We start from the raw sequence: 12,064 nt of genomic DNA, 5'->3' as shown, positions 1-12,064 counted from the left end.
GACGTACGGGAGGCCGTGTTTTTCTATTTTTCCGGATAAAATAACACCTTGTCCTTGCTAATACTCTCCAATAAATACTCATTGTCGACGAAAGGCAATTCGACGATATCTATTTTGAGAAAACCTGCCGCATCATCAAGAGCGCTTTTAACATGGGGAGGAAGCTCTTGTTCTACCGCCAAATCGATGTCCGAACTTGCTGTACTATCGCCTCTGGCCCTGGAACCGAAAATATAAACGTTCGATAATCCGCTAGACTTACAAACTTCCAACAACCTGCGATGAATCCGATCAGGGATATCAAAGGGCATTTTCCACATACTCCTTCAGAACTTGCCGCAATTTTTTAAATTCCTCCAGATATATTTTGGTGATGCGTTCATACACGGAATCGGCTTTTGCTGCAAAATATTGATGCGTAGTGGTATTACAATCATATACTATATCTTCCCATAGAACGGCATCTTCGATCCAGCCTCTAGACAGAGCTTCACGAAAAATATCTTTAGGGTAAGGCGGAATATTGGCCAATCGTTCTTGAAAAATTGAATGAAGAAGCCCCTTTGCCATTTCATATGTATATTCGAACCTTTTTATAACCGAATCCCGAATATACACATTGTAAGGTTGCGCACAGGCGTCTTCCAGCGTTTCAACTGCGTTATAAAACAAACGAAACTTAAACAATACCCGTTCACGAGCCTTGTCCTTGCCTGAACTGAATACATTCATCCTATCCACGACACAATCCCCTCTCAATATAAATTAAATGGATCGCCATGACGTATAGGTAATGTAGATAATAACCATCATGCCCGGTTTCACTGCCAACAATCACCGCTCCTTCAGCACATCCCAGGGCGTCGGGCGGTCGTAATACGTGTCGCACAGCTTGAACTCGCTGTCCTTGTAGAAGCAGCCACGGTCCTCCATGGCGCTGCGCACGGACATTTTGGCCAGGTCGAGCATGTTGTGCTCGCGGCTCAAATGCGCCAAGTACACCCGCTTCAGACGGCCGTTCAGAATTTCGCTCATCAGCTCGCCGGTCGCTTCGTTGGACAAATGCCCCAGATCGCCAAGGATGCGCCGCTTAATGTTCCACGGGTAACGTCCCATGCGCAGCATCTCGATATCGTGGTTCGCTTCGAGCACCAGCACGTCGGCGTCGCAGATCGCTTCCTTCACCTTGTCGCTGGCATACCCGAGATCGGTGCACACGCTCAGCTTCTCTTTGCCGTCGTAAAAGTTGTAGCCCACCGGTTCGGCGGCGTCATGCGAAATCGCAAACGACTCCACCCGCAGCGAGCCGAAGTCGCGTGTTTCCCCCGTGCCCAGCACACAGCGCTGATCGTCCGGGATCGCCCCGATCGCTTTGTCCATGGCGGCCCACGTCTTTTCGTTGGCGTATACCGGGAGATTGTACTTCCGGGCTACCGCGCCCAAGCCTTTGATATGGTCGGAATGCTCATGCGTAACCAAAATGCCGGACAGCTCTTGCCCGGTCACTCCCCGCTCCATCATCAGCTCGTCGATCCGCTTCGCGCTGAAGCCCGCGTCGATCATCAGCGTGACTTCCCCATTCGCGACCAGCGTTGCATTGCCTGTCGAACCGCTCGACAGCACCGAAAAACGTATCCCCATGATCTCCCATTACTCCTTTGTCTTCTCTGTGTTCGGACTGATAACGTCCCCGCTGATGCCCTGCACGTAGTACTCTTTGCCGCTCTCCAGCATAAACCGCCAGGCCGGCGCGGCCGGCAGGTGCGCGTCGGAATCGAACACTTCGCCATAGTAACCCAATTCGATTTCCGTCACAACCGATCCTTCCGGCAGGAAGTTCTCGATCAGATTGCCCAGCGCCTTCGACGCCGACAGCACCCGCTGCGGCTTCTCTTCCCCGGGGTGGCTGATTTCGATCGCCTGGCGCTGGTACGAAACAATCTTCTGATTGCTGCCCAACAGCTTCATCTCGATTTTAAACAGCGGCCACTTGCCGTCGACGAGCGGATGCAGAACAAACACGTCCGCGCTGCTCGCCACCTCGTCATACCGGTATTGATCGATATCCGGCAGCGTGTTTTTTAACGCCAAGGCCAGCTCGCGCGGCGAAAAAATCAGCTTGCTGTCCACCGGCGCCGGCAAATCCACGGTTTTTCCCTGCTGTTCGCCATCCACGAAGCGGTAAGCGATTTTAGCCAGCTCCGGCGTCTCCGTCGGAATTTTGGCCAGCACGCGGACCTGCTTCTCATCCATGATCCTTTGCGTGTTGTTATCCAGGGAGGTGATATCCAGATTGGAGTCCCTTTGCTCCCGCACACCGTTCCACAGCTGATAGCCAAGCACCAGATTCAGCAGCAAAAACGCGTAAATCAGCACATTTTTCGCCCGGCCCCAATCCATGATTCATCCCCCCTTCGATAAAGTCGTAAATCTATATTTGCGTCCCCGCCTCTACCTCAGCATCCGGATCGCCCCGTTGCTCAGCTCGGCCACCCAGGTCGGCGCAAGCAGCAGCCCGTCCTCGGACAAGGACGGCAGATAGGCCGGGTACAGGCGGGCGATGTCCGCCCCCGTCTGCAGCTTGGCGATCTGCTCCCGCAGCGTTTTGCCGCCGGGCAGTGCGACGACCTTCTTCTCCCAGTTGCCGCCCGCGCTGTAGATCAGCGACCGTTCGTAGGCGGTGATCGTCCCCTGGCGCATGATCAGGGAAATCGCTCCATAATGGAACGAAGGCAGGTCGAGGATCGGAAAAGCGCCGTATTGTCCGACTCCGTAATACTGCTGAAAAACAACCCGAGGCTCGTCTTCATTCAGCCCGTCGGCTTGCTCCAGCCGGTATTTGCCGTTCCAGCCGCCGTGCTGGTTGACGAAATCCACCGCCGACAGCACGTTTTTGCTCGGGCTGTTTTCGCCTCCCGAAGGGGCCGCCGGATCGGTGTAGTTGATCCAGTTCCGGTCCTGTTTGACCTGCAGACTGCGCTTGCTGTCCGTATAAATTTCCGAACCGTCCTTTTCGCGGATGTACCGGGTAATGCTCGGGTCGAAAAAGAGGCTGCGCTGCATCTGTTCCGTCGAATACACCCCGATGTTCAGGCCCGTTTCCACCAGCTCGACCGGCTCCTCGGGAAGGTAGTAGCCGTCCGCCGTCAGCGAGTACGGCACCCAATTTTTGCCGAAATCGGCCTGCTGCTGCACGTCCTGCACCGTCAGGTCGGCTTTGGTCGCCTCATAAACGACATCCCCCTGCGAGCTGAAGAAAAACACCCGCACCTGGTCCTCGGTTCCCGTGTTGTAAATGAGCAGCCGGCTGACCGTTTCCGCATCGAACAGCGGATCGGGAGCGATCTGCATCACCTTCTGCAGCAGTTCGACCGGGATGCCGTCCCCAAACTCCAGCTCGATGCCGACATGTTTGCCGCGGATCGCCGGCCAATCGAAGTTTTGCACCGCGTGGCGCTGGAAACCGTCAAATTGCCGGACCTTCAGCCGCGAATAAATCAAGTTGTAAAACGTCGAATCGGGATAAAAAACGGTATGCCGCTCCTTGCCCAAATGCACCGCAATCTGCGCCGGATACAGCATATCCTCGCTTTTCAGGGCGGTTCCCATGTTTTCCGTGCGGATATAGTCGCTCCCCGACTTGACGACCGGATTGCTCCCCGGCAGCTGGTAAATCAGAAAATAGCTTTGGATCAGGCTGCACGCCACCAGCAAGGCCAAGGTCAGCGATTTGACCTTCTCTTTCATCTCGCTTCGCCTCCTTGGGGTTCCATCGGCAGCGTAAAGGTCACTTTCGTGCCTTTGCCGAATTCCGACTGCAGGGAGATCGTCCCTCCGTGCGCCTTCACAATTTCCCGGGCAATCGACAGGCCGAGGCCCGTACCGCCCATATTCCGCGAACGCGCCTTATCTACGCGGTAAAACCGCTCGAAAATCCGGTCCAGGTCCTTTTTCGGGATGCCGATCCCGTTATCCTGCACCGAGACGGCGAGCTGCCCGTCTTCGTTCTTGCGGGCCTCCAGCGCGATCGTTCCGCCTTCCGGCGTATATTTCATCGCGTTCGAAATAAGGTTGTCCAGCACCTGGTCGATTTGGTCCCGATCCAGCCAAGCCGTGTCCACATCGCTGGCGATAAACAGCGTCGGCTTGATCTCTTTCTCCTGCATTTGAAAAGAAAACCGGTCGGCCACCTCCTCCAGCATCTCCATCACGCTGGTCGGCTGCTTGCGCAGCTGCGCTTCCTTGGAATCGAGCCGCGACAAGTGCAGCAGGTCGGTGACGAGGCGGATCATCCGCTCCGTCTGGTTCTGGATGACGGCGGTAAACCGCGGACCCAGCTCCGGGTCCTGCAGGGCCCCGTCCTCCAAGGCCTCCGTGTAGCTTTTGATCGTCGTCAGCGGCGTGCGCAGCTCGTGCGACACGTTGGCCACGAATTCCCGCCGGGAGGCCTCCAGCTTCTCCTGCTCCGTGACATCCTGCAGCACGGCGATCGTGCCGATGATCCCGAACTCCCGCCGGTGAATCGGCGTAAACGTCACCCGGATCAGGTACACGTTGCCGTCCGGTCCGCCGTTCTCCAGAATCGTCGAATGCATCGCCCCCTGCTCCAGTACGCCCTGCTCCTCCGGCGGCAAATGGAGCAGCGACATGATGTCCGTCCCAAGGGCCAGGCCGTCTTCGACCTGCAGCATCTCGCCGGCCCGCCGGTTCATCAGAATGACCCGGCCGGTCTCGTCGGTCGCGATCACCCCGTCGCTCATGTTGGTCAGAATCGAAGCGAGCTTCTCCTTCTCCTCTTCGTTTTGCGCCAGCGCGTCGCGCAGCCGGCTCGTCATATAGTTAAACGCCTTGCTGAGCTGGCCGATTTCATCGTTGCCGAGCACGGCCATTTTCTGGTGGAACTCCCCTTCCGCCACCGCCGTGGCCCGCCGCGTCAGCTCCTTGATCGGCGACGTGATCGTATGCGCCAGGATGACGCACAATACCACCGTCAGGCCCAGCGCCAGCAAAATCCCGGAAATAAAGATGTTATTAATCCGCTCCATCGTGCTGTACAGCTCGGTCATGGAAGCCGCGATATAGATCGCGCCGACGATTTTCCCGCCGCTGACGACGGGTTTGGCGACCACTTTCTTGCGGACGTTGTCGTCGTCGATGATGTATTCCTCGTTGTCCCGGATACCTTGCAGCGCCCGGCTGACCACGGTTTGCGTGTTTTTCGTGCCGACGTAATCGGCGTGCGATGGTTTGGACGTCGTGAGCACCTTGCCGCTGGCGTCAAGTACTTGAATCTCCGCCCCGTTAATGCTGAAAAGATTGTTGACGAGCACGCGGAGATTCTCCAGCGATTCCTCCGCCGACTCCCCGGACACGCCCAGGTTTTGCGCCGCCAGCACGGAGATCAGCTCCGCCCGCTCATTCAGATCTTTGCTGAAATTGCTGGTCAGCGAGGTTTTCATCGCGCTCACGAAATAGACCCCGATCAGTTGCATCGCGATCAGGATCAGCAGTACGTAAATAATGATGAGCTTGGCCTGGATCGTGCGAAAAAAGGAGGGCAGATTCATCGCTTAGAATCCACCCGCCTTAGAGCTCCGCATCATGTAACCGAGCCCGCGCCGCGTCAAAATATACTCCGGCTTGCTCGGGTCTTTCTCGATCTTCTCGCGCAGCCGCCGGATCGTCACGTCGACCGTGCGCACGTCGCCGAAATATTCGAACCCCCACACCGCCTGCAGCAAATGCTCGCGGGTCATGACTTTGCCGGCGTTTTTGACCAGGTAATGCACCAGTTCGAATTCCCGGTGGGTTAAATCCAGCGGCTCGCCGTTCTTATGCACCGTATACATGTCCGTGTCGATGAACAGTTCGAACAGGCTGATGCCCTGCTTCGTATCTTCGGCCCCGTCCTGCACCGCCGGCTTCTGCCGTCTGCGCATCTGCGCCTTGACCCGGGCCAGCAGCTCACGCGTGCTGAACGGCTTGGTCACATAGTCGTCCGCCCCAAGCTCGAGCCCCAGCACTTTGTCGATCTCCCCGTCCTTGGCGGTCAGCATGATGATCGGCGTTTCCAGCTTCGCCCGTACTTCTCGGCACACGTCCATGCCGTCTTTGCCGGGCAGCATCAAATCGAGCAAAATGAGGTCCGGCTGCTCGGAAAACGCCAGTTCCACCGCCTCGATGCCGTCGAAAGCGAGAATGACCTCGTAGCCCTCTTTTTCTAAATTGAATTTTAAAATATCCGCAATCGGTTTCTCATCGTCCACTACCAAAATTTTGCCTTGCATGACACAGGTTCACCCCCAAACTCTCGGTCATGGCTTCCATCTCCCTCTATCTTACCATATCCTCGGCGGCATCAGCCATCCGGGAAACTTTAATGCCTGCCACGTGAGAAAGGCTGCCTTTCCGGAAATTAATTGGGAAAGGCAGCCTTTCTAAATCGATGGTGCAGATAGCACATGCTTAAACGCGGTCCGGTTACTTTGAGAGCAAGTTCGCACTTCGTTCGATAGCATGAACGGTTAAACCGATTTTTTATTGATCTCTGTTATAGGTATTTCATCGGGTTTTGGACGCCCCCGTTTTTATGGATTTCAAAATGCAGATGAGTGCCGGTGGAACGGCCCGTGCTGCCCATAACCCCGATCTTCGCGCCTTTCTCCACGATCTCGCCTTCCTTGACGCTGATCTTGCTCAGATGTCCGTATAACGTTTCGTAGCCGTTTTTATGATCGATAATAATGACGTTGCCGTATCCGGTTTTCGTCCCGGTGAAAGAAACCACACCCTCGTCCGCCGCAAGGATGTCGCGGTCCGAGGATACGAGATCGACCCCTTTATGCATACGCCCCCAGCGAGAGCCGTAACTGCTTGAAATGTTTGCCCCCGAAACCGGCAAGGCAAACTGCCCGGTTCCTTCGCCAACCACCTTCGTTCCCTTCAGCACGATCCGCGGCGTCGCCTTTTTCGTCACGTCCTGACCGAGCCATTGCTCGGCAATGACGATCCCGTTTTCCTTGGTGATGCGGTATTCCATCGTTTTCAGGCCGTTCGACCCTTTCGCGACGACCTTGGATTCGCCGGCCTTCAGGTTATCGCTTTTGCGGATGATCAGCTGCGGTTCGGTCACGATTTCTTCCGTCACCTTCTCCACCGTTCTGACGGTTAAAGCCGGCTGCAGCGCTTTTACGTTCAGCACCGTGCCGATTTGCATCGTCCGCTCCTCGACGTCGGGGTTATTGGCGAACAATTCGGCCTGGCTCACGTCAAACCGGGCGGCGATGGAGGATATCGTATCTCCTTCCCGCACCTCGTACTCAATCGCCTCTTCGTTGCCCTGCACGATTTTTTGCACCGCCTCGTCAACGGTAAGCACCTTGTTCGGGTCCGCTTCTACGGCCCCCCGCGCCACTTCCTCGGTGATTTTGGCCGACTCCAGCGTGACGCTGGCGCCCTTGGATTTCACTTGCGAAGTTTTGGAAGTTTTGGATTTGGCCCCGCCGGTCAACTTCACTTTGGAAGCCAGCGTTTTCCGGTCGGTTTGCGGAACGTATTTTTCTTTAACCCGTTCCAGGACCGCCTGCGCCGCCGCCTCATCCTTCACGATGGCAATGACTTTTCCGTCCACTTTCAGCTCGACGCTTTTGGCGTATCCGGTCAGCATACTGTACAGCTCGTCCAGCGTTTCGCCGGAAGTCACCTTCGCTTTATAAGCTTGTTCCGGCTTCAAAGTAATGCCTTCGGTATGTACGGCCATTTCCGCATGGGGATACTTTTGTCTATATTCCTGTTTTTTGCGTTCGATAACGGATTCATATTCCGCTTTGCTGGCGATGGTGCCAATCTCCTTGCCGCCTATATAAACCCTGTAATAGGACACCGTATTGGCTTTGACGTATTGCTGGACCGCCAAGTAAATCGATCCGGCAACCAGTACGACCGCTGCCGCCGTTATAGCGGTTTTGCGGGATTTAAGCATATTGGACAAGGCCTTGGTGGCTTCCGCCTCTCCAGTCTGTTCGGATATCTCCAGATCATTTTCCGGGCGGCCGTCACTTTCCTGCGTCCGGGACTTCTCCCCGCGCCATAGCTGCCAAAGTTTCCCCGTGAAACCTCTCATACTGATCTCCTTTTTTCCATCGACTCATTTCGACCAAAAATGGTTTCAAAATTTTAACCTTTTTACCGCCAATGATTACTTTAACACAGTCCGACAAAGAATTTCAACTTTGGGTCAACATGCAAAAAACCCGCGCAGCGCGCGGGCTTGGCCCATATATCAATAACGTTTTTACCCTTCGTTTGGTTACAACCCGCGTGCACGGAAGCACTGGCGTGTCCGGCCCAGCGCAGGTTAAACTTCTATTTTTTGAGGATTTCCATCACTTTGGCATATTCCGTTTTATCCAGATGTTTCGATAAAATCTGCTCGATGTTGATCAACTCCTCCTCCGTCAACCCGCCCTCCAGCGCTGCTGTCAACGACTGCATATCCTCCTGCGGCAGCTTGGACATGAGGATTTTGAACACCTCTTCCTTGTCTTTGTCCGGCAATTCGTCCTTTTTCGCTATCAGATCATCCGGCGTCACCACGACCTGCTGGCCCTGATCCGATGCCCCCTGTCCGGCCTCGCTGGAGGACATCCCGCCCATGACCGGCAGCGCGTCTTCCGGGGCGTTGTCGCCGGTTCCCTGCCCCGTGCCTGGGGAACCGGAGCCGGCCTGGCCGGAGGAGCCGTTAGCGCCCGTGGCCGCGTCACCAGAGCCGCCTGTGGACGTGCCGGCTGTCGAGGGGCTGTTGCCGCCTGTGGAGGCGCTCCCGCTTTGCCCGGCGCTTCCATTGGTTCCGTCGGTTCCGTCGGTTCCGCCGCCCGCAATGCCACCGCTGCTGCTGTGCCCTCCCCCTACAGTACTCCCATCCGCATCCGCGGTTTGATTATTCTCTCCGGTCTTGCTGTTGCCTCCGCCCAAACTTAGCATCCCCTTCACGATACTGCCCACACTTGGCGCCTGACCCACCATAGGAAGATTGAAACTGCTTAGCAGTGATCCGATATACATATTTACCACATAGCCCGTTGTCACCACACTGATCAGGCTTACCGCCACGATCGTCGCGCATAATTTCAGCAGCCAGCCGATCCATTTCATGAATGATTTCCTCCTTCTATCCTTGCAACTCATCTAGCTCTAGTATGGACAGCAGAAGAAAGATTCAATCTGCATCGACTTAGAATAGTTTTGTGTAAATATCGGGTAGGGACAGTGAGTTAATGCAAAATCCCAGGCGAAATGCAAAAGTGCAGTTCATTTCCGCTCAAAAGATTCTTTTTTAGCCGATAGCCCCAAAACAGATGCACTTTTGCAGTTGATTTGCCTAACTGAGTCGTAGCCCATTCCGGTTTCAATCCCATCACTTTTTGAATGGCTCCCTATAACGTGTTAATGTAAAGGAAGCACAAGTAAAAGAGAGAGGATTTAGGTGAATTAACTACCAAGTAGTTAGTTCACCTATTTCCACTTTTTAAGAAAATGGTGAGGGTATGAAAAAGATCAGCTTTAACGAAATGAAGGATAACCACACTTCCTTTTTTTCTCCAAGTCAGCTCGTTGTTCGTAAACTGCCTGTTATTTCAACGACTGACGAAGAGCAAATAAAAGAAATCCTGATCAACATGATCAACATTCAAGGGATCTTGGCTAGGCATTATTTTTATCAAAGAGAGCTAGGAAGCTCCAATATAGAAGATTGCTCCTTCTTTATCACTAATAAAGTGGATGATGAAGCTTTAATGTTTAGCATGATTTTTGATTCCGTTACTGTAACAAAGACCCGATACGGGCAACCATGCGGTCTCCAAGTTAATAACGCCAAAGATATAGCTTATAAGGTTTTTGAAAGAATGATTAAAGAAAAACTGGTTAACAATGAAATTGGCCACTTTATTCTAGGCAGAAAATTTCAGAATGATTATCGCCAGTTAGGATGTTTTGAAATAGAAGGTGATGGCAGAGAGGTTATTGAAAACGAGTTTTTTACTTATTTGATCAAAAGTTCAGCTTTGTCCACGGCTGTTTATCCTGCATATCTCGATGTTAGTGGTTTAAAAATGGAAGAAATAGAAAATGATCAGCTCGTACTTCAGTTAGCAAATCAAGTTAGCAAACTCTATTTAATGGTTTATGATTACGAAAATACTGAAGGGGTTCCTTTCTTTCGAAAAGAATTGAGATGGTATATTGAAGGTTCAACCTAAGTGCTTGACAGTCAAGTCAGCAACAGATCGGGGCCTGGGGCGAGACTCGCTATATCTGGAGGCTTTGCACGATTATCCCGTTTGAACAGGTGAATTGGCCTCCTGAAGCAAAGGGATGATCATGCAAAGTGGTTTGGAGAGACACCCCGCCCCCTATCGTCTATCCTTTGCTAGAAGTGTAAGCTAAACAAAAAAAGCGCAAGCAACAGGGCTTTACAACTCCTGCACTCGCGCTTTTTTTCAAACGCTCATAACCTTAGCGTATTCTGTATTACCAGGGCCTTGATAACATTTGCAGCTTATTCGTATATCGGCAGCACCTGGTTCGTTTGGCTGCGGTTGCGGCCCACCGAGAAAATCGCGATCGGCACGCCGGTCAGCTCGGAGACGCGACGCACGTAATTGCGGGTCGCTTCCGGCAAATCCTCCAGCGTTTTGGCACCCGAAATATCCTCCGACCAGCCCGGCATCTCTTCATATACCGCCTCGCATTCAGCGAGCATCTTGAGGCTGGCCGGATAGTGGGTGATCACTTCGCCGCGGTATTTGTAGCCGGTGCAGATCTTCACCGTTTTCAGACCGGTCAGCACATCCAGCGAGTTGAGCGATAAGCCGGTGAGTCCGCTCACGCGGCGCGTATGGCGAACCACCACACTGTCGAACCAGCCGACGCGGCGCGGACGGCCGGTGACGGTGCCGTATTCGTGCCCGGTTTCGCGGATGAAATCGCCGATTTCATCGTTCAGCTCCGTCGGAAACGGGCCGTCGCCAACGCGGGTTGTATACGCTTTGGCCACGCCGATAACCTGATGAATCTTCGTCGGTCCTACGCCGGAGCCGTTGCAGACGCCGCCCGCCGAAGGATTCGAAGACGTTACGAACGGATAGGTGCCCTGATCGATATCGAGCATAACCCCCTGGGCGCCTTCAAACAACACCTTCCGGCCCGCATCGATCGCATCATTCAAAATAACCGACGTATCGGCAACATAAGGACGAATGATTTCCGCGTACTCCAGGTACTGCTTCAGTACCTCTTCCACATCGAGCGGCTGCCCTCCGTATACGTTCTGAATCACCTGGTTCTTCTCTTTCATGATATGGCGCAGCTTGGCTTCAAACTCTTCCGGGTCCATCAGATCGGCAATCCGAATCCCGCTGCGCGCCGCTTTATCCATATAAGCCGGTCCGATTCCCTTCCGGGTCGTTCCGATCTTGTTCTCCCCCTTGCGATCTTCCTCCAAAGCGTCCAGCACCAAGTGATAAGGCAAAATAACGTGGGCCCGGTCGCTGATGACCAAGTTTTTCGCGCTGAATCCGTTCTCTTCCACGTACTGGATTTCTTCGATCAGAGCGGCCGGATTGATGACCACGCCGTTCCCGATGACGCACAATTTATCTTGATTGAAGATGCCTGACGGAATCAAGGTGAGTTTGTACTTCTTGCCGTCGATAAGTATGGTGTGACCGGCGTTGTTGCCGCCTTGATAACGGGCCACCACATCTGCGCTCTCCGCCAGAAAATCCGTGATTTTACCTTTACCTTCGTCTCCCCATTGCGTTCCCACAACGACTACCGTTGACATGTACATTCCCCCGCCCGGTGCGTCCGGCACCTGTATTTAAGCACTCCAAAATGCAGCCTCGATTCACTTTCCCCAAATCGTAGGCCGATGACTGTAACAACCTGACCAACTTGACTGCCGCTTCCGCCGTTTGAACGCGCTCACACGCCTACGGGACCGCAGCTCATCTGCCGCTTTAACGCAGCAATTCCAGTTTAACAGTCTCTATTTTCAAAGTCA

Annotated in this window: 11 protein-coding genes; 1 reads left to right on the top strand and 10 read right to left on the bottom strand. The window is 53.8% G+C overall.

Annotated features, from left to right (window positions below; all coding sequences use genetic code 11):
- Positions 1 to 23 precede the first annotated feature (23 nt).
- The 9 genes from DYE26_RS23490 to DYE26_RS23450 form a co-directional block, all read right to left on the bottom strand.
- Positions 24 to 311 carry a nucleotidyltransferase family protein gene (locus DYE26_RS23490; RefSeq protein WP_051985153.1) on the bottom strand — a complete coding sequence of 96 codons (288 nt, stop codon included), beginning with the start codon at positions 309 to 311 and terminating at the stop codon, positions 24 to 26.
- A complete protein-coding gene (locus DYE26_RS23485; RefSeq protein ID WP_230876948.1) occupies positions 301 to 732 on the bottom strand; it encodes an HI0074 family nucleotidyltransferase substrate-binding subunit in 432 nt (143 codons plus the stop codon). Before DYE26_RS23485 ends, DYE26_RS23490 begins: the two co-directional genes overlap by 11 nt.
- Before the next feature lie 102 nt (positions 733 to 834).
- Complete coding sequence (locus tag DYE26_RS23480) at positions 835 to 1,641, bottom strand: MBL fold metallo-hydrolase (RefSeq protein ID WP_036618289.1); 807 nt, start codon at positions 1,639 to 1,641, stop codon at positions 835 to 837.
- Positions 1,642 to 1,650: 9 nt separating this feature from the next.
- Positions 1,651 to 2,400 carry a two-component system regulatory protein YycI gene (gene yycI, locus DYE26_RS23475; protein ID WP_036618287.1) on the bottom strand — a complete coding sequence of 250 codons (750 nt, stop codon included), beginning with the start codon at positions 2,398 to 2,400 and terminating at the stop codon, positions 1,651 to 1,653.
- A 51-nt stretch (positions 2,401 to 2,451) separates the two neighbouring features.
- On the bottom strand, positions 2,452 to 3,747 hold the full coding sequence (locus DYE26_RS23470) for a YycH family regulatory protein (RefSeq protein WP_036618285.1): 1,296 nt from the start codon (positions 3,745 to 3,747) through the stop codon (positions 2,452 to 2,454).
- Entirely contained in the window at positions 3,744 to 5,567 is a 1,824-nt protein-coding gene (gene walK, locus DYE26_RS23465) for a cell wall metabolism sensor histidine kinase WalK (protein WP_036618283.1), read from the bottom strand. The genes DYE26_RS23470 and walK overlap by 4 nt, the downstream gene beginning before the upstream one ends.
- A gap of 3 nt (positions 5,568 to 5,570) precedes the next feature.
- Entirely contained in the window at positions 5,571 to 6,287 is a 717-nt protein-coding gene (gene yycF / locus DYE26_RS23460; protein WP_036618281.1) for a response regulator YycF, read from the bottom strand.
- A gap of 263 nt (positions 6,288 to 6,550) precedes the next feature.
- Positions 6,551 to 8,122 carry a M23 family metallopeptidase gene (locus DYE26_RS23455; protein ID WP_051985151.1) on the bottom strand — a complete coding sequence of 524 codons (1,572 nt, stop codon included), beginning with the start codon at positions 8,120 to 8,122 and terminating at the stop codon, positions 6,551 to 6,553.
- 242 nt (positions 8,123 to 8,364) lie between these two features.
- Positions 8,365 to 9,153 (bottom strand): nucleoside-diphosphate kinase, encoded by a 789-nt coding sequence (locus DYE26_RS23450; RefSeq protein ID WP_036618279.1) that lies wholly within the window; start codon positions 9,151 to 9,153, stop codon positions 8,365 to 8,367.
- A 392-nt stretch (positions 9,154 to 9,545) separates the two neighbouring features.
- Between DYE26_RS23450 and DYE26_RS23445 the strand changes: the two genes are divergently transcribed.
- Positions 9,546 to 10,259 carry a hypothetical protein gene (locus DYE26_RS23445; RefSeq protein ID WP_036618276.1) on the top strand — a complete coding sequence of 238 codons (714 nt, stop codon included), beginning with the start codon at positions 9,546 to 9,548 and terminating at the stop codon, positions 10,257 to 10,259.
- A 299-nt stretch (positions 10,260 to 10,558) separates the two neighbouring features.
- Here the strand turns inward: DYE26_RS23445 and DYE26_RS23440 are convergent, their stop codons facing one another.
- Positions 10,559 to 11,845: an adenylosuccinate synthase gene (locus DYE26_RS23440; RefSeq protein ID WP_036618274.1), complete on the bottom strand. Its 1,287-nt coding sequence runs from the start codon at positions 11,843 to 11,845 to the stop codon at positions 10,559 to 10,561.
- Positions 11,846 to 12,064: the final 219 nt, after the last annotated feature.

The organism is Paenibacillus macerans, from assembly GCF_900454495.1.
Classification (GTDB): Bacteria; Bacillota; Bacilli; order Paenibacillales; family Paenibacillaceae; genus Fontibacillus; species Fontibacillus macerans.
The sequence above is the reverse complement of the archived record's forward strand: the minus strand, read 5'-3'. Positions and strand labels throughout refer to the sequence as shown.

Coding starts and splice junctions, on each gene's coding strand:
- DYE26_RS23490 (WP_051985153.1), bottom strand. CDS start 311: ATGCCCTTTGATATCCCTGATCGGATTCATCGCAGGTTGTTGGAAGTT.
- DYE26_RS23485 (WP_230876948.1), bottom strand. CDS start 732: ATGAATGTATTCAGTTCAGGCAAGGACAAGGCTCGTGAACGGGTATTG.
- DYE26_RS23480 (WP_036618289.1), bottom strand. CDS start 1,641: ATGGGGATACGTTTTTCGGTGCTGTCGAGCGGTTCGACAGGCAATGCA.
- yycI (WP_036618287.1), bottom strand. CDS start 2,400: ATGGATTGGGGCCGGGCGAAAAATGTGCTGATTTACGCGTTTTTGCTG.
- DYE26_RS23470 (WP_036618285.1), bottom strand. CDS start 3,747: ATGAAAGAGAAGGTCAAATCGCTGACCTTGGCCTTGCTGGTGGCGTGC.
- walK (WP_036618283.1), bottom strand. CDS start 5,567: ATGAATCTGCCCTCCTTTTTTCGCACGATCCAGGCCAAGCTCATCATT.
- yycF (WP_036618281.1), bottom strand. CDS start 6,287: ATGCAAGGCAAAATTTTGGTAGTGGACGATGAGAAACCGATTGCGGAT.
- DYE26_RS23455 (WP_051985151.1), bottom strand. CDS start 8,122: ATGAGAGGTTTCACGGGGAAACTTTGGCAGCTATGGCGCGGGGAGAAG.
- DYE26_RS23450 (WP_036618279.1), bottom strand. CDS start 9,153: ATGAAATGGATCGGCTGGCTGCTGAAATTATGCGCGACGATCGTGGCG.
- DYE26_RS23445 (WP_036618276.1), top strand. CDS start 9,546: ATGAAAAAGATCAGCTTTAACGAAATGAAGGATAACCACACTTCCTTT.
- DYE26_RS23440 (WP_036618274.1), bottom strand. CDS start 11,845: ATGTCAACGGTAGTCGTTGTGGGAACGCAATGGGGAGACGAAGGTAAA.